At 37.0% G+C, this 25,244-nt stretch carries 22 protein-coding genes, 1 pseudogene and 3 other annotated features (1 of these 26 cut by a window edge); of the genes and pseudogenes, 20 read left to right on the forward strand and 3 right to left on the reverse strand.

Going from position 1 to position 25,244, the window contains the following annotated elements; all coding sequences use genetic code 11:
• Nucleotides 1-79: a binding site (T-box leader), on the forward strand (it extends 129 nt beyond the left edge of the window).
• A gap of 40 nt (nucleotides 80-119) precedes the next feature.
• The 4 genes from pheS (at nucleotide 120) to J6L97_RS03235 (ending at nucleotide 5,121) form a co-directional block, all read left to right on the forward strand.
• The gene (pheS, locus tag J6L97_RS03220) at nucleotides 120-1,169 is read left to right on the forward strand and encodes a phenylalanine--tRNA ligase subunit alpha (protein ID WP_023488239.1); all 1,050 of its coding nucleotides are present in this window, start codon (nucleotides 120-122) and stop codon (nucleotides 1,167-1,169) included.
• A gap of 3 nt (nucleotides 1,170-1,172) precedes the next feature.
• A complete protein-coding gene (pheT, locus tag J6L97_RS03225) occupies nucleotides 1,173-3,593 on the forward strand; it encodes a phenylalanine--tRNA ligase subunit beta (protein ID WP_057726796.1) in 2,421 nt (806 codons plus the stop codon).
• 78 nt (nucleotides 3,594-3,671) lie between these two features.
• Entirely contained in the window at nucleotides 3,672-4,148 is a 477-nt protein-coding gene (gene greA, locus J6L97_RS03230) for a transcription elongation factor GreA (protein WP_005719856.1), read from the forward strand.
• A 61-nt stretch (nucleotides 4,149-4,209) separates the two neighbouring features.
• On the forward strand, nucleotides 4,210-5,121 hold the full coding sequence (locus tag J6L97_RS03235) for an L-lactate dehydrogenase (RefSeq protein WP_005727148.1): 912 nt from the start codon (nucleotides 4,210-4,212) through the stop codon (nucleotides 5,119-5,121).
• Nucleotides 5,122-5,185: 64 nt separating this feature from the next.
• Here J6L97_RS03235 and J6L97_RS03240 read toward each other — a convergent pair whose 3' ends face one another.
• The 3 genes from J6L97_RS03240 to J6L97_RS03250 form a co-directional block, all read right to left on the reverse strand.
• The gene (locus tag J6L97_RS03240; protein WP_023488236.1) at nucleotides 5,186-6,037 is read right to left on the reverse strand and encodes a lipoprotein; all 852 of its coding nucleotides are present in this window, start codon (nucleotides 6,035-6,037) and stop codon (nucleotides 5,186-5,188) included.
• A gap of 36 nt (nucleotides 6,038-6,073) precedes the next feature.
• Nucleotides 6,074-6,311 (reverse strand) — a binding site (T-box leader).
• 97 nt (nucleotides 6,312-6,408) lie between these two features.
• Complete coding sequence (locus tag J6L97_RS03245) at nucleotides 6,409-6,573, reverse strand: hypothetical protein (RefSeq protein WP_162252610.1); 165 nt, start codon at nucleotides 6,571-6,573, stop codon at nucleotides 6,409-6,411.
• Between the two features lie 24 nt (nucleotides 6,574-6,597).
• Nucleotides 6,598-8,151 carry a multicopper oxidase family protein gene (locus J6L97_RS03250; RefSeq protein WP_005723395.1) on the reverse strand — a complete coding sequence of 518 codons (1,554 nt, stop codon included), beginning with the start codon at nucleotides 8,149-8,151 and terminating at the stop codon, nucleotides 6,598-6,600.
• A 228-nt stretch (nucleotides 8,152-8,379) separates the two neighbouring features.
• Here J6L97_RS03250 and J6L97_RS03255 point away from each other — a divergent pair, with 228 nt between their 5' ends.
• The 16 genes and pseudogenes from J6L97_RS03255 to J6L97_RS03325 all read left to right on the forward strand — a co-directional run bounded on the left by J6L97_RS03255 (nucleotide 8,380) and on the right by J6L97_RS03325 (nucleotide 25,231).
• Nucleotides 8,380-9,195, forward strand: coding sequence for a Cof-type HAD-IIB family hydrolase (locus J6L97_RS03255; RefSeq protein ID WP_054832873.1), 816 nt, complete (start codon nucleotides 8,380-8,382; stop codon nucleotides 9,193-9,195).
• A 63-nt stretch (nucleotides 9,196-9,258) separates the two neighbouring features.
• Nucleotides 9,259-9,514: a binding site (T-box leader), on the forward strand.
• 78 nt (nucleotides 9,515-9,592) lie between these two features.
• Nucleotides 9,593-11,224 (forward strand): peptide ABC transporter substrate-binding protein, encoded by a 1,632-nt coding sequence (locus J6L97_RS03260; RefSeq protein WP_057726795.1) that lies wholly within the window; start codon nucleotides 9,593-9,595, stop codon nucleotides 11,222-11,224.
• A 10-nt stretch (nucleotides 11,225-11,234) separates the two neighbouring features.
• Entirely contained in the window at nucleotides 11,235-12,440 is a 1,206-nt protein-coding gene (locus J6L97_RS03265; RefSeq protein ID WP_023488233.1) for a metal-dependent hydrolase family protein, read from the forward strand.
• Nucleotides 12,441-12,635: 195 nt separating this feature from the next.
• A complete protein-coding gene (locus tag J6L97_RS03270; RefSeq protein ID WP_223876366.1) occupies nucleotides 12,636-13,538 on the forward strand; it encodes a peptidase dimerization domain-containing protein in 903 nt (300 codons plus the stop codon).
• Nucleotides 13,539-13,580: 42 nt separating this feature from the next.
• Nucleotides 13,581-13,907: a zinc-binding metallopeptidase family protein gene (locus tag J6L97_RS11375; RefSeq protein ID WP_223876365.1), complete on the forward strand. Its 327-nt coding sequence runs from the start codon at nucleotides 13,581-13,583 to the stop codon at nucleotides 13,905-13,907.
• Nucleotides 13,904-14,722, forward strand: coding sequence for a DUF3100 domain-containing protein (locus J6L97_RS03275; RefSeq protein ID WP_057726794.1), 819 nt, complete (start codon nucleotides 13,904-13,906; stop codon nucleotides 14,720-14,722). The genes J6L97_RS11375 and J6L97_RS03275 overlap by 4 nt, the downstream gene beginning before the upstream one ends.
• Nucleotides 14,715-15,206 (forward strand): hypothetical protein, encoded by a 492-nt coding sequence (locus tag J6L97_RS03280; RefSeq protein ID WP_005727136.1) that lies wholly within the window; start codon nucleotides 14,715-14,717, stop codon nucleotides 15,204-15,206. Before J6L97_RS03275 ends, J6L97_RS03280 begins: the two co-directional genes overlap by 8 nt.
• A gap of 76 nt (nucleotides 15,207-15,282) precedes the next feature.
• A pseudogene (locus J6L97_RS11275) lies at nucleotides 15,283-16,023 on the forward strand (reverse transcriptase domain-containing protein); the annotation flags it as partial.
• 264 nt (nucleotides 16,024-16,287) lie between these two features.
• Entirely contained in the window at nucleotides 16,288-17,280 is a 993-nt protein-coding gene (locus J6L97_RS03290; protein WP_057726793.1) for a LacI family DNA-binding transcriptional regulator, read from the forward strand.
• A 13-nt stretch (nucleotides 17,281-17,293) separates the two neighbouring features.
• Nucleotides 17,294-18,253 (forward strand): dihydrodipicolinate synthase family protein, encoded by a 960-nt coding sequence (locus tag J6L97_RS03295; RefSeq protein ID WP_143436825.1) that lies wholly within the window; start codon nucleotides 17,294-17,296, stop codon nucleotides 18,251-18,253.
• Between the two features lie 75 nt (nucleotides 18,254-18,328).
• A complete protein-coding gene (locus J6L97_RS03300) occupies nucleotides 18,329-19,714 on the forward strand; it encodes a sodium:solute symporter family protein (protein WP_057726792.1) in 1,386 nt (461 codons plus the stop codon).
• A 185-nt stretch (nucleotides 19,715-19,899) separates the two neighbouring features.
• Nucleotides 19,900-20,757: an IS982 family transposase gene (locus J6L97_RS03305; RefSeq protein WP_118992340.1), complete on the forward strand. Its 858-nt coding sequence runs from the start codon at nucleotides 19,900-19,902 to the stop codon at nucleotides 20,755-20,757.
• Nucleotides 20,758-20,917: 160 nt separating this feature from the next.
• Complete coding sequence (locus J6L97_RS03310; RefSeq protein WP_054832925.1) at nucleotides 20,918-21,562, forward strand: nitroreductase family protein; 645 nt, start codon at nucleotides 20,918-20,920, stop codon at nucleotides 21,560-21,562.
• A gap of 161 nt (nucleotides 21,563-21,723) precedes the next feature.
• A complete protein-coding gene (locus J6L97_RS03315; RefSeq protein ID WP_054832931.1) occupies nucleotides 21,724-22,080 on the forward strand; it encodes a PTS lactose/cellobiose transporter subunit IIA in 357 nt (118 codons plus the stop codon).
• A gap of 8 nt (nucleotides 22,081-22,088) precedes the next feature.
• Complete coding sequence (gene lacG / locus J6L97_RS03320) at nucleotides 22,089-23,525, forward strand: 6-phospho-beta-galactosidase (RefSeq protein ID WP_057726857.1); 1,437 nt, start codon at nucleotides 22,089-22,091, stop codon at nucleotides 23,523-23,525.
• A complete protein-coding gene (locus J6L97_RS03325) occupies nucleotides 23,522-25,231 on the forward strand; it encodes a PTS lactose transporter subunit IIBC (RefSeq protein ID WP_057726858.1) in 1,710 nt (569 codons plus the stop codon). The genes lacG and J6L97_RS03325 overlap by 4 nt, the downstream gene beginning before the upstream one ends.
• Nucleotides 25,232-25,244 lie beyond the last annotated feature (13 nt).

Genomic DNA, 25,244 nt, shown 5'->3' on the forward strand with positions numbered 1-25,244 from the left:
TATTTCACCGTTAACGAAAACTTAAGTGTGGGCGTATTGCGTCCAAACTAGGGTGGTACCGCGACGCTTCGTCCCTATTGAGGGGGCGGAGCTTTTTTTGTTTTGAAAGGAAAGATTTAATGGACTTATTTGATAAGTTAAAAGAGCTCCACGAAGAAGGGCTTAACCAAATCAACAAGGCTAAAGATGAAAAGACTTTAAACGATGTTAGAGTTGAACTTGTTGGTCGTAAAGGTGAATTAACTAAGATTTTGCACTCAATGCGCGAAGTTGCACCAGAAAACAGACGTGAAGTTGGACAAAAGGTTAACGAATTACGTGACCTGTTCAATGCTCAATTAGACGAAGCTAAGGAAAAGATTGTCAAGGCTGTTTTAGCTAAGAAGCTTGAAGATGAAAAAATTGATGTTACTTTGCCAGGACGTGAAGCACACCTTGGTTCTAAGCACCCAATCAACATCATCTTGGATGACCTTGAAAGCTACTTCATCGGCATGGGATACCGGGTAGTGCAAGGCCCAGAAATTGAAACCGATCACTACTGTTTTGAAATGATGAACATTCCTAAAGATCACCCAGCTCGTGACATGCAAGCTACTTTCTATATTGATAGTGAAGACTTGCTTAGAACCCAAACTTCAGGTGACCAAGCTAGAGTTTTAGAAAAGCATGACTTCTCAAAGGGTCCACTTAAGATGGTTGGTCCAGGTAAGGTATACCGCCGTGATGATGATGATGCTACTCACTCACACCAATTCATGCAAATGGAAGGTTTAGTAGTAGATAAGAACATCACGATGAGTGACTTAAAGGGTACCTTAGAAATGATTTCTAAGCATGTCTTTGGTCAAGATCGTGAAACTCGTTTGCGTCCAAGCTACTTTCCATTTACTGAGCCATCAGTTGAAATGGACGTTTCATGCTTTAACTGTGATGGTAAGGGCTGCCCAATTTGTAAGTACACTGGCTGGATCGAAGTTTTAGGTGCCGGAATGGTTCACCCTAATGTTTTGGAAAATGCTGGCATTGATTCAACTGTTTATGGTGGTTTTGCCTTCGGTGTTGGTCTTGATCGTTTCGCTATTTTGAAATACGGTATCGATGATATTCGTGACTTCTACACCAATGACGTACGTTTCTTAGAACAATTCCGTAAGGAGGAAAGATAATAGATGTTAGTTTCATATAACTGGTTAAAAGATTTTCTTGATTTAGATGGTCAAGATCCATACGAATTAGCAGAAGAAATTACTCGTAGCGGGGTTGAAATTCCTGACCGTATTCACCCAATGGATGGCTTAAAGAAATTAGTTGTCGGTCATGTCCTTGATTGTGAAGGCGTTGAAGGTACTCACTTACATTTAACTCACGTTGATGTCGGCGAAGATGAACCTTTACAAATTGTTTGTGGTGCACCTAATGTTGCTGCAGGCGAAGATGTGATTGTTGCTCTTCATGGTGCCCGCATTGCTGGCAATGAAAAGATCAAGAAGGGTAAGATCCGCGGCATGGAAAGCTACGGCATGATCTGTGGTTTACAAGAAATCGGCTTTAGCGATAGCGTGGTACCACAAGAATTTGTCGATGGTATTTACGTATTCCCAGCAGATGCCGAAGTTAAACCTGGTCAAGATGTATATGAAGCACTTGGCATGGATGATTACATTTTGAACTTCGACATTACTCCTAACCGTGCTGATACTTTAGGCATGGAAGGTGCAGCTTATGAAGTCGGTGCTATTATCGACCAAAAGCCAAAGGTTGAAGAAAAGGTGGTTTTAAAGGAAGATGGTCCAGCCTGGACAGATTCACTCGATGTTAAAGTTGATGAAAAGCTTGCACCTAAGTTTTACTTACGTAAGCTCGAGAATGTTAAGATTCAAGACTCACCACTTTGGTTGCAACGTCGTCTTTGGAATGCAGGCATTCGTCCAATTAACAATGTAGTTGACGTTACTAACTATATCATGCTGTTAACTGGTCAACCAATGCATGCTTATGACGCTAAGACTTTTGCTAACGGAAAGTTTGAAGTAAGACTTGCTAATAAGGGTGAGAAGCTTACTTTGCTTAATGAAAAAGAAGCCGAGCTTGATCCAAATGACATCATCATTACTGATGGTGAAAAGCCAGTGATGATGGCTGGTGTAATGGGTGGTCTTAACTCAGAAATTACTTCAGAAACTACTGATGTCATTCTTGAATCTGCCATTTTTGATCCAGCACTTGTAAGAAAAGCAGCTCTTCGTCACGCTAACCGTACTGAAGCATCCAGCCGCTACGAAAAGGGTGTTAACTGGGATGCGACTGAAAAGGCAATCAATATGGCTGCCCTTCTGCTTAGAAATGATGCTAACGCTACGGTTGATGAAGGCATTCTCAAGGCAACTGATCAAAAACGTGAACCAGTTGTGGTTAAGACTACTGCTTCATATATTGATAAAGTTTTAGGTACAAAATTATCAGTTGATGAAATTGTGAAGATCTTTGATCGTCTCTGCTTCAAGGTCGATGTAGATGGTGACAACTTAGCTGTTCATGTACCAAATAGAAGATGGGATATTTCAATTCCAGCTGACTTGGTTGAAGAAGTTGGTCGTTTGTACGGCTATGACAATCTTGAATCTACTCAACCTGTTTTGCCAGAAACTCACGGTGGCTACTCAGAAAAAGAAGAAATGATGCGCCGGATGAAGGCAATCGTTGAAGGACAAGGCTTGATGGAAGCTATTTCTTACTCATTGACTTCACCTGAAAAGGCAACTCGTTACACTAAAGATCCTAAAGATTTAGTTGAAGTTCAATCTCCACTTAACTCAAGCCGTTCTGCAATGCGTGAGAATTTGATGACTGGATTGGTAGATGCTGCTAGTTACAACTTTGCTAGAAAGCAAACACAATTAGCTTTATTTGAACAAGGCAGAACTTATGACCATGATGGTGGTAAATTCAACGAGCATGAACATTTAGCAGCTATTTACTCTGGCAATACTTTTGCGGAAAATTGGCAACATTTAACCCAAAAGGTAGACTTCTACTTTGTTAAGGGACAGTTAACCAATTTGTTCAATGCAATTGGTATTGATCCTGAAAAAGTGGTTTATGAGGCTAAAGGCATTAAGGGGATGCACCCAACTAGAACTGCAGGAATCTACATTGATAAGCAATATGTTGGGATGATCGGAATGATTGCTCACGCTGTAACGATTGCTGATAAGGCACTTCGTGGTAGCGAGCTTTATGGCTACGAAATTGATCTCGATACAATTATTCCAATGTTAACTAAGGGCGTAACTGCAGTGCCTGCACCTAAGTTCCCAGCAATTCAACGTGACCTTTCACTTTTAGTTGATAAGCCAGTTACTAACCAAGAAATTGAAAACGTCATTAAATCTAATGCTGGTAAGTACTTAACTGAACTTAAGGTAATCGATGTTTATGCTGGTGCTCACATTGATGTTGGTAAGAAGAGTATTGCTTACAACTTAACCTTCTTGAACAGAAAAGATACTTTAACCGACGATGTTGTCAATAACGCGATGGATAAGATTGTTGCTGCTCTTGAAAATGATCTTGCGATTAAAGTTCGTTAAAGGTTGACATTATTGACGTAAATTAATATTATTGATCAGTGCAAGATAAAGAAAATTAATTTCTGAGGAGTTAAAAATATGCCTGAAAAATCTTATCCAATGACTGCTGAAGGTAAAGAAAAACTTCAAGCAGAATTAAAGAACTTAAAATTAGTTAAGCGTCCAGAAGTTATTGAACGTATCAAGGTTGCACGTTCTTTCGGTGACTTGTCAGAAAACTCCGAATACGATGCAGCTAAGGATGAACAAAGTCACCTTGAGGATAGAATTGCTCAAGTTGAAGAAATGCTTAAGTATGCACAAGTTGTTGATGCAGAAAGCGTTGATCCTAACGAAGTTTCAGTTGGTAAAACAATTACCTATACTGAAGTTGGTACTGATGATCCAGAGACTTACACTATTGTAGGTAGTGATGAATCAGATCCATTGAATGGCAAGATTTCTAACGATTCACCAATTGCTCAAGCTTTATTGGGCAAAAAGAAGGGTGAAACCGTATCAATTACCACTCCTGGTGGCAAGTTTGACGTTGTAATTAACGAAGTTAAAGCCTAATAATAAAAAGGGAGGGTAGCTATGACTATCTTCCTTTTTGTTTTTTTGAAAGGATTTTAAAATGAGAACAGTTGGTATTATTGGCATGGGCCATGTTGGTGCAACCGTTGCCTATACTTTATTTACGCACAGTATGGTTGACGAACTGATTTTAATTGATAAAAATGAAGCTAAAGTAAATGCTGAATACAATGACTTGCATGATACTTTGGCTAGAAATGATAGCTATGTTAATGTGCGAAAGCAAGATTGGGACGGCTTAGAAGATGCTGACATTATTATTACCGCTTTTGGTGATATTGCGGCTTCAGTTAAGACAGGCGACCGCTTTGGTGAGTTTGAATTAAATGCAAGAAATGCCAAAGAAGTTGGTGCAGATATTAAAGAATCAGGCTTTCACGGCGTTTTGATCAATATTTCTAATCCATGTGATGCAATTACCCAAATTTTGCAAGAAACTTCTGGTTTAAAGAAGAATCGCGTCTTTGGTACTGGTACTTTCCTTGATACTGCAAGAGTTCAAAGAATAATTGGTGAAAAACTTGGTCAAGATCCACGTAACGTAGAAGGTTTCGTTTTAGGTGAACATGGTTCTTCACAATTTACAGCCTGGTCAACGGTAAGAGTTAACAACAAGATTGCTTTCCAATTGTTTGGTGATGAAGAACAAGAAAAGATTAGTGAACAATCAAATAAGAATTCCTTTATTGTGGCTAAGGGAAAGGGCTATACTAGCTATGCTATTGCCACTTGTGCTACTCGTTTAGTTCAAGCAGTCTTTAGCGATGCTCATCTATATTGTCCTGTTTCAGTTTATAATCCTGAATACAAGACTTATATTGGTTATCCAGCTATTATTGGTCGCGACGGCATTGAGGAAGAAATTGAATTAAAGCTTACTTCTGAAGAAAAAGAAAAGTTGCAAGCTGCTGCAGATAAGATCAAAGAACACTTGAAGCAATTGAAAAAATAAGTAATATTCATTATAAAAAATAAGACAGGAATTACATCTGCTGCAATTCTTGTCTTATTTTTGTCTACTTTAGCTTTACGTCCCAAGCTGCAATTTGCTTATTGCCATAGTAGCGTTTATAAATTTTTTTAGTCTTCTTAGTTTGATACGCCTTAACAACTTCTTGATAAATTTTCTTATTTTTGTCTTTTGTCCGGGCACAAATGATATTGATCCATTGTTCAGAATCCTTATTTAAAGGTTCTACAAAAATAGTCTGCTTATCACCTAAATGAGCGGGACCAGCAAAGTCATTGTTAACAACCGCTGCATCAACGTCATCAATGACACGGCTAGTTTGTTCTGATGCAACTTCTTTAATCTTGAAGTGGTTAGGATTGGCAGTAATATCTGCAACAGAGACCAATACTTTGCCCTTCTTCAATTTGATCAACCCGGCATTTTTCAAAACAAAAAGTGCTCTCGATTCATTGGTGGGATCGCTGGGGACCACAATTGTTGCTCCTTCAGGTAGTGCATTTAGGCTATGATATTTTTTGGAATATAAGCGAATAGGTGAGATATAGGTTTTACCGATTGCAGTAATTCCGCCATGGTTGGCTTTGTTCCAGGCGTTGAGGAAAGCATAGTGCTGGAAGGCATTCAGATCAACGTCACCGGATTTAAGTGCCTTGTCAGGTTGGTCATAACCATCAAAACTTTTAGTGGTTAAAATAATCCCATATTTCTGTTTGACGGTTTGAGCAACGCTTTTCCAGATTGCAATGTCACCTTTGCTGGCACCAACGATTCCTACGCTAACTTTGGTTTGACCGTTGCTTTTTGGCGTCCAAAAGAAGCTGAAGTAACCAGCTACGATAATCAATAAGCTAACAATGGTGCCAATAATAATATTCCGCTGTCTTCTTTTTCTCATTTTTCTTTCTCTCATATGCAAAAAAAGCACCCATCCTCAAAGGACGAGTGCTTCGTGTTACCACCTTTATTTGCCAGCTATTTACATAACTGACCTCAATAGCTATCTAACAATAGCTTGCATTGTTAACGAGAGCAACCCCGATACTAGCTAAATATCACTAGTATAATCATTCTGAATCCATTTTCATTAAGCAGTTTCTTTTACTTCTCACCAACCAGTAATTCTCTGTAAGAAAGCTAGCTATAATTACTCTATTCATCAAGATTTTTTAATTATTGCTATTAATTTATCATCTCGTTTTAATTTTGTCAAATAAATTTTTTTACTTAGTTAAAAAGTTAGTAACGGAAGAAATAGTGAGAAAAAGTTTATTTTCGTCGATTAACAAAGTAGTAAATGAGTGAGACAACCGATTCAGCCAACATCCCACCGGCCATCCAGTACATTGCCATCATCATTTTGCCGGTAAAAGTAAAGTAGGCAGTAATGGCGTAAACAATTACCCAAATAATTTTCCAAAATAAGTTATTCATTCCTGAGCACATTTTGAAGCTCCTTTATTTTTGACTAGCACCAGAACTGCTGTCAACTTCCATGCCGCAACCTTCGGTATCCATTCCTGGCATCCACACATCTTCAGGTTTAATGCCTCTTTCTTTAGCAAAGGCGTCGGTTAATGTCTTCATATCCATTAACTTGTATGTCTTTGGGTGTTTAGGATCGAATACTTCTATTTGAGCCATCATTCCGGCATCTTCGTGTTCAATAATGTGGCAGTGGTACATGAAGACTCCAGTTTGTGGGAATTCTACACGCAAGCGGACGGTTTCACCTGGTCTGACAGGAATGGTGTCTTTGTAACCATATTCATTTGGAAATGGCTTTTCGCCATCACGTGAAACGACTGTAAAGTGTGTGCCGTGAATATGGAATGGGTGCAACATACCGTGTTCCTTAGAGTTGGTATTAGTTACGTCCCAGTATTCAGCATGACTAACTTGTTGCTTCATATCGATCCGCTGCATTGCGAATTGCTTGCCGTTTATCTTGTTGTGATCATCCATAGTTACTTTACGAACTGGCAAATCTTCAGCGATTTCAGGAATTTCTGGTTTGAATAATGTATCAGGAATAACACTGTTGTCAGGTGCAAACTTGTGAATTCTAAATTCAATTAGTTTGAAATCATCAGTATAAAGGTTAACGACATCGCCATCATGGTAATCCTTGAAGTCAACTACAACTTGAAGCCGTTCACCAGGTGTTACCAAGATCTTAGTCATTTTGATTGGATGAGGCAAAAATGAATCGTCACCTGCAATTTGAGTCATAACTAGGTCATCATCAAAGTGCAAGCGCCATTCACGACGGTTAGACCCACCTAAGAATAGTAAACGAATCTTTTGTGTTGTTACATCAACATAAGGGCGAACCGTGCCGTTGATTAATGGTGTTTCACCGAAGACGCCCATTGCATCATAATCAGCGCGATAGTCAAGTTGATTATCTTTGTGGAAAGTACGGTCTTGCAAAATAACTGGAAACTCGTCAACGCCATAGTTTTTAGGAATTGGGAGTTTAGCTTCGTTTTCATCTGTTACTACTACGCCCATAGCTAATCCCATCCAAACTTGGGCAGCGGTGGATGGACATGGGTGAGCATGAAGCCATGTTAAGGCAGCTGGTTGATTAACAGTGAATTCGATTTGCTTTTCTTCACCTGGATAAACAGGGGCATGACAGCCACCATCAGTAATAGGACCAGGAACTTCCATGCCATGCCAGTGATAAGTTGTTAGTTCTGGTAAACTATTTTTTAAGGTAACGTGAACTCGCTGGCCACGTTTTAAGACCATGGTTTTACCTAACAAAGGAGCGTTATAACCCCAAGTCTTGGTCTTAGCTCCAGGCAATATTTGGCTTTCGCTTTCAATTGATTCAAGAGTGAACCAGACATCAGTATCAGTTTCCTTATCCGGTGCAAGAACTGGAGGGACAGCTAATGGCTGAGCTTCTACACCTTGAGGGATGCTTAATTTCTTGTAGTGGAAGTGGTTTTTGTCAAAATCTTCATCTTCGATAAAGTAATTAGTGTATATCTTATCTGTCATCTTATTAACACCATCCTTTTGACACTAACTTAGCATGATTTTTTACCGTCTTCAAGGCGCAAGAACGCTGTTATTTAAAGGCTTGCATGTCTATTATAACTATGTAATGAAAAATATTTTTACTATTTTGTAATCGCTTACACTTAGACGAATTATGTTATTTTACAAGATTTGTTGCCTTGCTAGGCTTGCGTGTCTCCGGTAAACTAAGCATGAAGAGGTGACTAGATGTATAAAATTATTGCGTGTGACTTAGATGAAACGTTGTTGAGCGCAGATACGCATGTCTCAGTAGAAAATAGAGAAGCGATTCAAAAAGCAGTTGCTCACGGTGTAAAATTTGTTCCTGCAACTGGACGAGGCTACGTTTCTGTCCAAAATACTTTAAAGGAAATAGGATTAGAGCAGGCAGCTAATGAATATGTGATTTCATTCAATGGTGCCAGCATTACAGAAAATAAGAATAATCGCGTGCTGTATTTTGACGGCTTGCCTAATGAAATTGCGGATCGGTTATATCGGCATGGGGTTGAACTAGATATTGCCATGCATGTTTACACTCAAGATATGGTATATACGTATCATATCGATGATGATGAACGTGCCTATATGACGGGACGACACCAGTTTAAAGAGATTGAAGATAAAGACTTGTCATTTTTGGAGGGGCAGAAAATTGCCAAGGTGCTCTATGAGAGTCTTGATAATAATTATTTGCATCGAATTGCAGCAGAATTAGGACCAATTACGCAAGAATTGGATATTTCATATTCATCTAATCGTTATTTAGAATTTAACCGTAAAGGTGTCAATAAAGGCGCGGGACTGATGAAGCTGGCTGAGCAGCTTAGGGTGTCGATTGAAGAAACAATTGCCATTGGTGATAATTTTAATGACTTGTCAATGATTCAGGCTGCTGGTGTGGGTGTTGGTGTGGCTAATGTCAATCCTGCTATGAAAGAGCAATGCGATTACATTACTCAGGCTGATAATAATCATGGTGCAGTTGCCGAGGCAATTGATCATTTTATTTTTAACAATTGAAAAAAATAAAAAAATAATTGACAGATTAAAAATACATGATATTATTGTTTACAACAAATAAAAAAATGAGCTTTGATAAGGAAAGTAACTTAAGAAATGATTTGCAGAGAGTCTTCGGTTGGTGGAAGAAGATAATGATGAATTAAGTGAAAATCACCTTTGAGCTGAAAGTGCGATATTAGCATTTTCAGGGTCCGCCCTCTATAGCGGCGACGTATCGCTGATTTTGATAGAATCAGCCGCACGTGCATGAGGTAGAATTTTTGTGAGTATTATTCTACGAATAAATAGGTGGTACCGCGTTGAAGACGCCCTATTAGATCAATTGATCTAGTAGGGCGTTTTTTTATTATCATAAGCTTGTTGTTAATTTTTTTGACTTATGGGAGAGATAAAAATGAGAAAAACATTGAAGCACTTATTTGGCACGACTGTAGTAGCACTTTTAGGCGTAAGTACTTTATCTGCATGTTCATCAAGCAAATCTGGTGCTAAAGCACCTAAACAAGAATTGACCTGGATGACTACCTCAGAAATCCAAACTATGGATCCTTCAAAGATGGTAGATACAACTGGTAGTGAACAGGCATCTAATGTTTTTGAAGGGCTCAATAGACTGAATAACGCGGGTAAAGTTGTATCTGGTGTGGCTACTAAAACTAATCAGAGTAAAGATGGTTTGACCTGGACTTTTACTTTAAGAAAGAATGCTAAGTGGTCTAATGGTGATCCAGTGACCGCTGAAGATTTTGTTTATTCTTTAAGACGGACACTTGATCCTAAGACACAATCACAACAGCAAAATGAGTGGTCAAATGTAGTTAATGCAGATGATGTTTTAGCTGGGAAAAAAGCTCCGTCGACTTTAGGTGTTGAAGCTAAGGGTAAATATGAATTGGTAGTTCACTTAAAACATCCCGTACCGTATTTTAAAGCCTTGTCAGTTGGTTGGAATCCGCAAAATAAACGTGTAGTTGAAAAATTAGGCAAAAAATATGGGACTGCATCTAAGTATATGGTTTACAATGGTCCATTTGTTCAAAAAGGCTGGACTGGTTCAAGTCTTAACTGGAAGCTAGAAAAGAATGATCAATATTGGGACAAAGATAAAGTTAAATTGCAGACGGTTAATTATAGTGTACAAAAGACGCCTTCAACTGATTACAATCTGTATCAGGCTAACAAATTAGATGGTGCCTATCTTGATGTTCAGGCTTCAAAGAGACTGAAGGGTCAATCTGGTTATACAGTCTATAAACTAGATAGAACTGAATACTTGACTTTCAATGTATCCAAGCATCCAGAACTAGCTAATGTCGATTTTAGAAGAGCAGTTTCAATGGCACTTAACCGAGCTCAATTGGCTAAAACAGTTGGTGGTGCTAATACCGTAGCTCGAACTTTTGCTGGACCAAATGAATATGTTGATGGTAAGAATTTTGACCAGTATGTTGAAAGCAAAAATCCAGCTAATAAATATATGAATTATAACCCTGCAGGCGCTAAGAAACTTTATGATAGAGCATTAAAAGAATTGGGTAAGAATAAGTTGGCCTTTACCTTAATGGGTGACGATGATGACGTTTCTAAAAAGGTTTTAGAGTTTGTGCAAAGCCAGTTAGAAGATACCTTTGGCAAAAAAGTTGATGTAACTGTTAGAAGCATGCCGAAGACTACTAGAGTTAAGAAAATGCTCAATGGTGATTTCGAGGCAGTCTTTACTGGATTGACTTCGGGCTATTTAGATCCTAATTCACAATTGCACACAATGATGACAGGACAAAGTTATAACTTCGGTAAATGGTCTAACAAAGATTTTGACAAGTATATGAATAATTCAGATAAGGAATTAAATCCTACTAAGCGATTAGAAGATTTGTATAATGCAGAACGTGTTTTAACTGATCAACAAGGATTGACGCCATTATTCCATGATGGTCAAGCTTGGATGGTTCGACCAAGTGTTAAAAATGTAGAATTCTTGGGTGGTAATTTCAGCTTTAAGGATGCATCTGTAAGTAATAATTAGGAGAAAAATAATGACTAAAACAGCTTTTGTAAATTGTAATTTATTCGTTGGTAATGAAGATAATCTAGTAGATAATGCTTGGTTTGTCGTTGATGATGAAACAGGTAAATTGACCGATCAAGGTAAGGGAAAATGCACAGCAGATTTTGACAAACAAGTTGACCTTAAAGGGAAATATGTGATGAGCGGTTTGCTTAATTCACATACTCACATGGGGCTTGATTCTGACTTGAAGAAAAAATTTCCGACTACTGAAGCTTCGACTACTTATGCAGCACTGCGGGATCTGCGTGAAGCTTTACAAACTGGTGTGACTTATGTTCGTAGTTGTGGCACATCTTTTGATGTTGACTGTAAATTAGTGCAGATGCGCAAGCAGTATCCTTTTGAAGGTCCTCAAGTGATGCCAACTGGAATGACAATGTCAATTGTCGGCGGACATGGTGATTTCAAGGTGGGGTTAAATGGAGAGCAAAATGCTAGTCATTTGGTTAACGGTCCAGAGGACATGCGTAGAGCAGTCCGAGAACAATTTACCAAAGGTGCAAAAAATGTCAAGTTGATGGCTACCGGTGGAATTATGTCACTTGGGGATGAAGTAGATGATACTGAGCTTTCGCTTGAAGAAATGAAGATGGCAGTAGAAGAGGCTCATTCCAAGCATATGACAGTTTGTGCTCACGCCGAGGGACGACTTGGTATTCATTATGCAGTTGTTGCAGGAGTTGATTCTGTAGAACATGGTTTTTATTTAGATGATAATGACTTGGCTTTGATGAAAAAACAAGGTACATTTTTGTCACCAACATTGACTGCAGGTCGGACAATCGTCGTTCATGGAAAAGATGTTGTACCTGAGTTCTCATACCGCAAGATGTGTGCAGTAGTTGATGACTTTTATAATCATGTCGGCCATGCGATCAAGGAGGGGGTGAGACTGGCAATGGGGACAGACGCAGGAACATATTTCAATCGCTTCTCTGATACACCTAATGAATTAGTGGAATTGGTTAGAGCAGGAGCCACAAATTATCAAGCTTTAAGAGCAGGCGGCTTGGGTAGTGCTGAATTGCTTAAGGTTGATCAAGAATATGGTTCACTTGAAGTGGGCAAATATGCGGATTTCTTAGTTTTACGAGAGAATCCATTAGAAAATGTTGCTGCAGTCGGCCAAAAAGACAAGCAAGTTTACCAACATGGTTTACGTAAATTCTAAATATTTTTTACTACAAATAAAGCATCACTTGTGAGATTTTTCTTGTAAGTGATGCTTTATTTATGCTTATTGTTATTTAAAATACGAACTATTTATTTATTATAATTGAAAATTGTTCTTGCTTTAGCTTGAATATCGCTGTACTATTTAAACCATCAAATGTAATATTGATGATTTGAAAAAGTGGGGAATTGAATGTCGAGCTTTCAAGAATACTATCCAAGAATGCGGGAATTAGCAGATTATCTACTAAATAATCCGGAGTTGGGATATAAGGAGTATAAAACTTCTGAGGCGATAGAAGAAGCTATTCATGAAATCACTCCTATGGTAAAAGTCGAACATTTCTGCAATACAGGGATAAAAGTGGTGTTTAATAATCACCAAACTAAGACTATTGGAATTATTGCAGAACTAGATTCACTATACCAGCCGGGGCATAGAAATGCTGATAGTGAAACAGGAGCAGCTCAAGCTTGTGGCCATTATACTCAGGTGACAATAGCTTTAGCGATTATGAATGAACTAGTGAAAAATAAACGAATTGGTGATTTTGGCGCTAACTTAGCATTTATTTTTACACCGGCTGAAGAATTTGTTGATTTGGAGTGGCGCAAAAAACAGAAAGCGGAAGGAAAAATCACTTATTTTGGTGGTAAACAAGAAGCAATTAAATTAGGTGTCTTTGATGATGTCGACTACTGTGTCTCAGTTCATGCTATAGGTGAAAATTTTGATCAAAGAACAATCGAGATTAATTGTGATCTAGCAGGTTTTAATTTTCAATATTTCGATTTTTTAGGTAAAGCTAGTCATGCTGCATTTGCTCCTGAAGCAGGAATTAATGCTCAAAGTATCGCAACTTTGTTTACCACAGCTCTAGCCTTTAAGCGTCAACAACTGAAGGAATCTAATCAAATTAGATTTAATCCGGTGAGGATAGGTGAAAATACTGAATCAATTAATGTAATTCCAGATCATATTCGAATGGGGACTGACTTACGATATTTTGATGCTGAGTACGCTCATCAGTTGATGCAACAATTTACTACAGCAGCAGCTGGTTGCTCATCTGCCTTAGGTGGAAATTATCAATAGGAAATTCAAGTTGGCTACTTGCCATTAAATTCTAATAGAGATATGAATGCATTAGTTAAAAATACATTTTTGGATAGTGATGAAATTCCAGGTTTAATTGAAAATCGTGGTTATACGATGGCGGCTGGAGACATTGGAGATGTAAGTTTTCTAATGCCAACTATTCAAATTGGATATGGTGGTTGGAATGGGACAATCCATGGTGTTGATTTTGAGTTAGTTGATCCAATATTTGTGTTGGATCTTTTTCCAAAATTCGTTTTTAACTGTATTCTAAAAATTTCAAATAATTTAGATAAAATCGAAGCTTATCGTAGAACAAAACAGGAATATCTTGAAGAGTTAAATAAAATGGGAGAAGTAAAATGAGATCTTTGAAGGTCTATGGTCCATTAATTATTTTAGTATTATTAATTGATACTATTGCCGAGCTGATTGGGATGCAGGTTTTCAAAATTGGTAAAATTGAAGTTTCAATTCTACCATTAGTATTCGCAGTTATTTTAGCGATTATTATTTATTTACTTCCATTAAAGCCGATTAAGCAACTCTACAATGATAAAAGAGTAAAGTTTGCTGGAAAATATATGATTTTAATAATGTTGCCACTAATGGCACGTTATGGAGCAAATGTTGCACCTAAGATTAATGAAATTTTATCAGTAGGTTGGGTATTTCTCATTCATGAGTTAGGTAATTTAGGCACAATTTTATTTGGACTACCAGTAGCTTTATTACTAGGATTAAGACAAGAGGCCATTGGCTCAACATTGGGATTAGGCAGAGAAGGAGAACTAGCCTATATTAGTGAAAAATATACGCTAGATTCACCGGAAGGTCGAGGAGTCCTAGGTATTTACTTAATTGGAACAATTTTTGGTTCGATTGTCTTCTCAATTTTAGCACCAGTTCTTTTGGGGATGGGCTTTAGTTATCAAGCTGTTGCGATGAGTTCTGGAGTAGGATCAAGTTCTATGATGACTGCAGCTTCTTCAGCTTTAGCAGCTCTGGTTCCTAAACATAGTGAGACGATTCTATCATTTGCGGCAGCAAGTCAGTTGTTAACTAGTTTTATTGGAACTTATATTATGTATTTCCTCGCAGTTCCTTTGCAAAGATTCATGTATGTTCACTTGACTAGTTTGCTTGATAAAAAGAAAGAAGTATACCCAGAACATGATTAGAGAAAATAATTTTTATAAATTAGGTAGAGATGCATTAATTTTATTGCTTAGTGTTAGTTTAGTTTTATTTGTTCAGTGGATTAAGTTAGTAAAAAATCCTAAGAGCACCCCAATTACACCTGATACTTTTGCCGGCCTAGGTCTATTATGGCTGTTTTCTCTGATTGGCATTATTATCAGTATGTTAATGAAACGAGTTCCGTGGAAGATTGTTAGAGGATTTCCCATTCTAGGCTGGGTGTCTATCGTTTCATTAGTTTTCTGTTTGCTTAGTCCATATTGTGTTCGTGTAATTAATGCAGTAGATTTTTTATCATTAACTACATCGGTATTAGCCTTTGCTGGAATTTCAGTAACTCATAGATTGAAGGATTTATCAAAGATTTCATGGAAGATCTTAATTGTGGCATTATTTGTCTTTTTCGGTATGTATTTCATGGATACTTTGATTTCTCAAATAGCTCTTAATTTGAGTGGAAAATAGAGAAAATATATAAAGCCACGCTCAACAGCGTGGCTTTTTGAAGTGTGTCGGGCATGACATTCATTTAGTCCAATGAAAGTTTGGCGTACCGCAAGGTGGACCGCTCTCGCCAATCCTATCCAATATCTATTTAGATAAAATGGACAAGGAATTGGAACAAAGAGGCTTGCGCTTTGTTCGCTATGTCGATGACTGCAATATCTTCGTCAAGAGTGGTAAATCGGCTAAGCGCGTGATGAAGTCAATTACATCATGGCTAGAAAGAAAACTGTTCTTAAAAGTTAACACTACTAAAACTAAAGTAGTTAGACCAACGAAGAGCAATTTCCTAGGCTTTACCTTCTGGAAAACGGGCGAAAACTGGCAAGCAAAGCCGGGAGACGACCGTAAAGCCAAGTTTTATGACAAGATTAGAGAATTGTTGAGTCGCCATAAAGCAGTTGCTCAACCTCTATCATTAGTCTTTACTAAGATAAATCAAGTGGTCAGAGGCTGGATCAACTACTTTGGTATTGGCACAATGAATACCTTTATGGATAAATTTGGACAATGGCTGCGGCACAAGGTCTGAGTAGTCATTGTTAAGCAATGGAAACTGCCCAAAAGAATATACCAACTTGATGCGGATAAACAAGGCCTTAAGGTGTAACTTTAGTGATGAAGATATACATAAAGTAGCTAATACCGCTTGGGTTGGTATAAACGCAGTACCGGTCATGTAGTTAACTTTTTGCTTAGCCCAAAAGTATTGGGCATAAGCAAAGCGGACCGCCCAGGATTAGTCAATCCGCTGGAATACTATTTAGTTCGTAAATAATTACAAATGTAGCACCAGATATGGAAACATACGTCCGAGCAGTGAAAGGGGGGCGAGCTTGAAAGCGCCTTCTACTCTATTGCTACTTAAAAAGTTTAACCGTCAAAATACTTCTGCAAGAAAATGCAGAAATACTTGAAAAGCTGGCTTTTATTAAGCAGGGAGCATATTATAAAACATGTAAAGGAAATGTAAGCGCCTACTTGAAAGAATGATTCTAAGCCTTTACGAACTACTATTGATTATTAGAATGGGGTGAAATCAATGGTCACATTAAAGGATATTGCCAAATTAGCTCATGTGAATGAGAGTACAGTATCACGAGCTTTAAATGGTTCAGTATATGTGCATCCTGATACTAAGAAAAAAGTATTTGAAGCAGCAAAAAAACTGAGCTATGATCCTGATTTATTACGGAAAGCAATCCAACAAGGCAAAACCAAGACCATTGGTATTATCATTCCTAATTTGCAGTACAACATTTTTATGGATTTTGTTCAAAAAGCTGAAATCAATGCCAATGCTGTTAATTATAAGATAATCATTGCAATTTCAAATGATGATTCTCAGCAAGAGCGCAAATTACTCATGCGAATGAGAAATGGATTAGTTGATGGCATTGTCATCACTTCAACGGGTGGTAATAATCATTTGCTTGAAGATATTCAAGCGGGTGGGATGCCAGTTATGCAAATTTTTAGAAATGTTGACTCAAAAATAGATAGTGTTTCAGTTAATTATAAACAAAGTGTTGAAATTGCAGTTGATAATCTGTTGGAAAGCGGAGCTACTAATCTTGCATTAATCAATGGCTCAATTACTGATCAACCTTATCAGGATAAACTAGCAGCTTTTGAAAAAGTGATGAATAAACAAAGTAAAGAAATAATTGCTGAAAGCTTAAATGAATATCCTAAATCTTTTGAACAAGCTGGATATGATCTTACAGCTAAAATTCTTAAGAGGTATCCAAAAGTTAATGGCTTGCTAGTCGCTAATGATACTGAAGCGTTAGGTGCAATGCACTTTCTAAAAGAACAAAAATTAGATGTGCCAAATCAAGTTAAAGTAATTAGCTTAGCAGGTTGCAGTGTTAGCAGTCTATATCAAACGCAAGTAAGTAATACCGCGTTTCCAATAGAAAGCATCTCAATGCGGGCATTAAGCCTCTTGATTTCTAGAATCGAAAAGCTTGAAAAATTACCTCTTCAACATCAAGTGCTAAATACAGCATTTAATAAGCGTCAAACGTGCTAAAGGAGAACTTAAAATGATTAAGACAAAGAACTTTAAAACTATTTTTCCAGCTATCTCTGTTCCAATGAACGACGATGACACAATTAAAGAAGCAGAATTTAGAAAGTATTTAGATTGGCTTGAAACTTTCTATGATGACGGAATTCAAGGCATTGTAACTAATGGACACACTGGTGAAATCACCGCTTTAAGTCGTGAAGAACGTAAGCGTGTTACCCAAATTGCTGCTGATGAAGTCGGCGATAAGATGACTATTGTATCTGGTGTAAGTAGTGAAAATACTCGAGATGCTATTGAAACTGCTAAAGATGCTAAAGAAGCTGGCGCTGATGCCATTCTGTTAATGCCACCTCATATGTGGTTAAGATTTGGTATGAATCCCAAGTCACCATTTGAATGGGTTAAAGATGTTGCTGAAGGTGCTGATATTGATATTATTATTCACCTATATCCTGCAACTACCAAGGCTTTCTATCCATTAGATACGCTAATTAAGATGTGCACTGAAATCCCTCACGTAAAAGGGATCAAGATGGGAACTCGTGTACAATCTGTTTATGAAGAAGAAGTTAGAACTTTAAGAAAAGAATCTCCAGATACTGCTTTACTTACCTGTCATGATGAAACTATTTGTAATTCATTATTCCCAGGGATGGACGGAGCTATTTTAGGTTTTGCTGGTTGTATTCCAGAATTGATTTCAAAGGCATTTAAGATTTATCGGACAGGTACATGTCAAGAATTACATGACATTGATGACAAGATCTTCCCAGTAGAGCGTGCCATTTATCGTGGTGGTCAACCTTCTGGTGAAGCTCATGCCAGATTAAAGCAAGTATTGGTTGATCGTGGTGTGTTTGATAATGCTCACATGCGTAAGCCAGTTCTTCCTTTGACTGATGAAAGTAAGAAGACTATTGCTGAAGGTGTTGCAGCTAGTGGATTAGACAAAGTTGATATGAGTAAATTCTAACTGCTAGTGTAGACTAGAAAGGGCGTTGTTAGGTTGAAAATCAACTAGCAATGCCTTTTTTAGAAGGAGAATATTATGTCGGTTATAAACTCAAATACTTCAATAATTATTCTAACCGCTGTTATCCTTTATATTTTGCTTACTTCTTACTTGAGTTACAAGTGGAGTGGTCACTCAAATTCTGAATTCATGCAAGGTGGAAAGGGAATCCCCTACTTTGTTGTTGCTGTCATGCTATTCTCAAATTATAACGGAATTATGGCTGTGGTAGGTACTGCTCAAAGAGCTTATAGCAGTGGATTTGCAGCAGCTTGGTCAGTTTTTGCCGCAGCAATAGGCTTTGTCCTTTATGGTCTTTTCTTTGTTAAGCGACTTTATAATACGGGTAGTTTTACAATCTCTGGTGCTATTAAACAGAAGTATGGTAGGTCATCACAAATAATTGTCTCTATTATCATGATTTATGCGATGTTAATGTTGAATTTGAATACTTACTTTAGTGGAGCTAGTGTTTTACATGAAATTTTAGGAACAAACCTACAAATTTCAATGATCATAATTGCTATTGTTAGTACAATATATTTCAGTATTGGGGGAATGAAAAGTGTTGCCAAAACGACGATGATTCATACTTTCTTTAAATATTGTTCTGTTTTAATTATCGTTGCAGTTGCATTAGTTCTCACTCATGGTGTGCATAAAATGACAGTTAAATTACCTTCATATTATTTTAGCTTAACTGGTAAAATTGGTTGGGGAACAATTATTGGCTGGATTTTAACTTCGACTGGAGCTATTTTTTCAACCCAATTTATTGCTCAAGCAATCGCATCGACGCCATCAGCTAAAGCTGCTCAAAAAGCTTCTTTCTGGGCAGCTGCTCTAGTTGTTCCGTTTGGTATAGGGTTAGGACTCATTGGTGTTTGTGCTAGATATTTATATCCCCACTTAAATCCTTTGTATGCTCTACCTGTCTTTTTAGGTCATATGAAAACTATCTGGGCTACGATTGCTGCCATTGGATTATTGGCTAGTGTTTTTATTGGAGTTAGTGCTTGTTCTTTGGCCATAGTTGCTTTGATAGTAGATGATTTTTATGTACCACACTGGAAGCCACAACCTCAAAAACAACTACATGTGACAAAAATAATCTCAGTTATTGTAGGATTATTGCCGTTGATTTTCATGTTTATGACTCCAAATGTTCTGGCATTATCATTTTTCGCTAAAGCTTTAAGAGTATCTATTGCAATTGTTGCAGTGTTAGCTTTCTATTTACCAAGTTTTAACAATACTAAAGTGGCTAACGTGGCGTTGATTGGTACGACAGTTTTAACTACAGTATGGTATTTATTAGGTGATCCATTTGGCATTAATGACACTTATATTGCAATTTTTACACCGCTAATTGTAATTCTTTGTGGCAGAATATTTACTGCAAAGACTATTTCTAAGAGTTAGTTTTAATGATAAATAGACTTTCGATCAAGCAAAGGTTAAGGAATTCGACTGCATTTTATTTTTGGTAAATAAAATTTATTAAGATATTACGCGTGGTGCTAGTTAAATCGTTTTAGTTAATAAAAAAGTCCAATCTTGTTAGACTCGACTTGTAAATAGTAATAATAGAAAAGAGTCTGATCTGATTGAACTGCCTTAAGCTTAAGCGTTTTAGCCACCATTTACAAGTTAGTTTTAAAGATTTAGTGATAATTTGTCGGCACTGGTATCGTTTGTATGCACCGGCTGAGTTTACTCATCGGCGAAATATTGATCAAATTAAAACTACGGACAGTCTGATTTTGGCTTTACTTATCTGGCAAGCTAAGACAGGAATTGAATCACAAAGAAGATTCTGTGAATGTTTCAATTGTTTATCACACTCACGTTTTAATCGGCGTTCACGTCAGCTATTGCAATTGATTTATCAGATACGGCAAGAAATGAATAAAAAGGTTGACCTGAATGGACATTTCTTGATCATTGACAGCTTTCCGGTACCTGTTTGCCAACCAATTCGCAACTATCGTGCTAAAATTTTTCGCGGTTATGCCAACATTGGTTATAAGGCCACCAAGAAAATTTACTTCTATGGTTTCAAAGTTCATGCCATTGTTAGCGATGACGGTTACATTCTTGATTATGTCGTAACAAAAGCATCAGTTCATGATGCCAAGGAGACAGTTGAACTGATGGAAAATGCACATCCATCTAATTACTATCTTCTTGGCGACGAAGGCTATTTAGGCAAAGAACTGCATCAACAGCTAAAACAAATGGGTTATGAACTTTGGACACCATATCGTAAAAATATGACAGGAGCTAAAAAGCACAATGATCATCAATTGATGGCTATTCGCAGAACAATTGAAAGCGACTTTTCGCTTCTGACCTATTACAATGCCGAGAACAATCGAGCACGTAGTCTGATAGGCTTTCAAAGCCGGTTGGAAATTGCAATTTTAGCTTATAATTTGGCTTATTGTCTAGAACGATTTAACTAGCACCACGCGTTAAGATATTGTAACTTTTAACAGCAAATATAGCATTTCAATGAGAATTTTGATCTCCCATTGGGATGCTTATTTGTTTTACTTCGAAATATATAAGAAATGCTTTATACTAAATATGTAATCGCTAACAAGATAGTGAGAGGTAATAATTATGGGTATTGTAGATAATGATTTTCACAAAATTTTAACCGAAAGACATTCGGTACGTCGTTTTGATCCAACTATTAAAATTAGTCGAGATGAAATGAATGAGATGCTAGAAGAAACGATTACAGCTCCTTCAGCATGTAATTTACAAGCATGGAAATTTGTAGTAGTTGACACCGATGAGGGTAAAAAGAAGCTTCATCAATACTTCATGAATTTCAATTTTCCACAGATTGATAATAGTTCAGCTGTAGTTTTATTCTTTGGTAACACCTTAGCTTATAAGAAATATAGTGAATTATGGCACAGCATGTATGAAGCTAAAAAGGTAACTAAAGAGGCGATGGAAGCAGCTCTTAATACTTTTATGCCATTGTATGAAAAAGCACCGCAAGAAATGTTAGTAGCTGATTCAATGGTAGATAGTTCATTAGCTGCAATGCAATTCATGCTTATTGCTCGTGAACATGGTTATGAAACTAATGCAATGGCGGGTTATGATGCTAAAAAAGCAGCAGTAGTGATGGGGCTTGATCCTAAACAGTATGTACCTGTTATGGCTATAGCGATAGGTAAGCATGATCCAAAAGCTGAGTCTGAAATAACCACTACTAGATATCCACTTACTGATTTGGTTGATTATGAATAGTGTAAGTTAAAAGTATCATTTTAACTATAAAAGCGTTTACATAAGTATATTTTGATTGTAGAATAGATTTAAAGAATTAATTAAGCTAGGTACGAATAATTATGACTCTGATTAAAGAGGCATTTTTGTTCGTACCTTTTTTGGTTTTAGAGGTTGTCAAAATGAGTGCAGAAGAAAAATTTACTAAAGAAGAAATTTCAGAAGTTGGTTTTGCAATTGTTGCTTATTCCGGAGATGCCAGAAGTGATTTGGTTATGGCAATGAATAAAGCTAGTGAAGGTAAAATCAGTGAAGCCAAAGCTCTTGTTAAAGATGCTGAAGAATCAATTAATATGGCTCATAATGCACAGACCAAGCTGTTAAGTAAAGAAGCAGCTGGTGACAACATGGATGTAACCTTCATTATGGTTCATGGTCAAGATACACTAATGACGACAATGCTTTTGAAGGATGAGATGAAAACCATAATTAACCTGTATGAACGAGTTAATAAACTTGAGGGTAAGGATATCGAATAGGTGTAATCATGATTAAGTTAAATAGAGTTACTCAATTACCTGCTAATTTTGTTTGGGGAGCGGCAATGGCGGCTTATCAAGTAGAAGGTGCTACTCAAGAAGATGGTAAAGGACAGAATATGTGGGATGTTTATCTTAAAAAGCAAGGGCGATTTTCACCTGATCCAGCCAGTGATTTCTATCATTTATATCCCATAGATTTAAAATTAGCACATGATTTTGGCTTAAATGCAATAAGGCTTTCAATCTCCTGGTCTAGGATTTTTCCAGATATCGATGGTAAGCCTAATACAAAAGGCGTAAATCATTATCATCGGGTATTTACGGAATGTCTAAAGAATCACCTTGTACCTTATGTTGCTCTACATCATTTTGATTCACCAGAGCAAATGTTGGAAGAGGGAGATTGGTTAAATAGAAAAAATATTAGGCGTTTTGTTAAATATGCAGAATTTTGTTTTAAAGAATTTCCTGAAGTAAAGAATTGGTTCACTATTAATGAGATGATTTCGTTAGCTAGCGGGCAATATCTAGGTGGTCAATTTCCACCAAATCATCATTTTAATGTTTCTGAAGCAATTCAAGCGGAACACAATATGCTGCTGGCTCATGCTCAAGCGGTAATTAAATATCATGAATTAGGAATGAAGGGAAGAATAGGTTGTATTCAAGCGATAAAACCAGGTTTTCCCAATACTAATAAGTCAGAGGATATTCAAGCTGCAGCCAGATATGATGCTTATAATAATCGGTTTTTATTAGATGGCGCGTTATTAGGAATATACCAACCAGAAACGATGAAATTATTGAACCAGGTATTAGAAGCTAATAATGGAAAATTAATAATAGAACCAGGTGATATGGAAATCTTGAAAAAGGCTGCACCGCTGAATGGAATGTTTGGCTTTAATTATTATCGTTCTGAGTTTGTGGAAAATTATAATGGTGAGAATGAGGAGAGAGTCAATACAACTGGTGATAAAAGTAGTTCCTCGTTCAAGTTTAAGGGAGTAGGAAAATTTGTAAAACGTCCAGAAATTCCTAGAACTGATTGGGATTGGACTATTTATCCAGCTGGTTTATATAAAATGCTACTGAGATTAAAACATGATTATCCAAATATGCCGACAATTTATATCACTGAAAATGGTCTAGGACTTAAAGAAGAACTACCGGCGGATAAGCTGATTAATAATGATGATAAGCGAATTGATTTTATTGATCAACATGTAGCGGCTTTGTTAAAAGCAAGAAAAGCAGGAGTTAATGTCAATGGCTATTTTGTTTGGTCTTTGCAAGATCAGTTTTCTTGGGTAAATGGCTACAATAAGCGTTACGGCCTATTTTATGTAGATTATCAAACGCAAAAACGATATCCCAAACGAAGTGCATATTGGTTTAAAGAGCTGAGTAAAACTATGAATGACGAGGAGGGAGAATCATGAACACAATTGTTAATGCAATAGAAAAGCATCAATCAACTTTTGTTAAAATATCCAAAAATAATTACCTAATGGCAATAAAGGATGGTTTTATTTCAGTAATGCCATTAGTTATGTTTGCCAGTTTAATGTTGCTTATCTCATCATTACCACCGTTATTTGGTATCCAGTTGCCGCCGGCATTAACGGCATGGTTAGGTAAACTTTATAATTTTACAATGGGTATGCTAGGTTTAATGGTTGCTGGTACTACTGCTAAAGCTTTAACCGGTAATTTAAATCACACGATGCCACAGAATAAATATATGAACGCTACTTCAACAATGATTGCTTCAATGTGTGGTTTTTTATTCTTAGCAGTCACTCCAGAAATAAAGACTAATGCGTTGAGCGTGCAATATATAGGATCACAAGGATTATTGTCAGCCTTTGTGGCAGCATTCTTGACGGTTAATATTTATAAGTTTTGTATCAAGAAAAATATTACAATTAAACTTCCTAAAGAAGTTCCAGGAGCAATTTCTCAAAGCTTTAAAGATATTTTTCCGTTTGCATTTGCTGTATTAGCCTGCGCATTAATTGATGTTATTTCCCGCGGCTTGACAGGAGTGCCTTTTGCACAGCTGTTTCAGAAGTTTCTAACACCATTGTTTAAAGGTGTAGAAACATATCCAGGAATGTGCTTTATTTGGGGACTTAGTGCATTACTTTGGTTTGTTGGGATTCACGGACCCTCAGTTGTTATGCCAGCTGTAACGGCTTTTCAGATGGCTAATACTGATGCAAATTTGAAAATGTTTCAAGCTGGGCTTCATGCTTCGCATGCAATGACTAATAATTTTGGTAATTATATTGCTGCTATTGGTGGGACTGGTGCAACATTTGTAGTGCCATTTTTACTTATTTTTTTAATGCATTCTCATCAATTAAAAGAGATTGGAAAGGCATCAATTGTTCCAGTTATGTTTGCAGTTAATGAGCCACTACTGTTTGGTGCACCGATGATTTTGAATCCGTATATGTTTGTGCCATTTATTTTGACTCCAATGGCAAACGTAATTCTTGGTAAATTATTCACTGATGTTTTGGGAATGAATGGTATGATTTACGTTTTGCCATGGACAGTTCCAGGACCAATTGGCGTTTTACTTAATACGCACTTTCAATTTATTTCTATTATCTTCATTCTTGTTTTACTTGCAATGGACTGTTTTATTTATCTGCCATTTTTGAAGGCATATGATAAAGTTTTGCTTACACAAGAAAAGGAAAAAGCAGTAAAGATATCAAACTCAGAGCATCAAGTAAATAAAGTTGAAGAGAAGAAGAAAAAAATAGAAACTAACGTAATTAATAGCAACGACACTGTTTTAACTAATTATAGTGAGAAGGATAAATTAAAAGTGTTAGTTTTGTGTGCTGGTGCAGGAACCAGTGCTCAATTGGCAGATGCCATCAATGAAGGGGCTCAGAAAGAAAAAGTTGCAATTACGGCTACTTCAGGAGCTTATGGTTCTCACCATGATTTATTACCAAATTACAATGTGGTAATTTTAGCACCACAGGTAAGGTCTTATTATGATGATATTAAGAAAGATACAGATCCTTTGGGAATTAAATTGATTGCGACGAAAGGGATGCAATATATCGATATGACGCGTAATCCACAAAAAGCAATCACGTTTTTACTTAAGCAACTTCATAACTAAGACAACAATAAAA

Origin of the sequence: Lactobacillus crispatus (genome assembly GCF_018987235.1) — a bacterium.
Classification (GTDB): Bacteria; Bacillota; Bacilli; order Lactobacillales; family Lactobacillaceae; genus Lactobacillus; species Lactobacillus crispatus.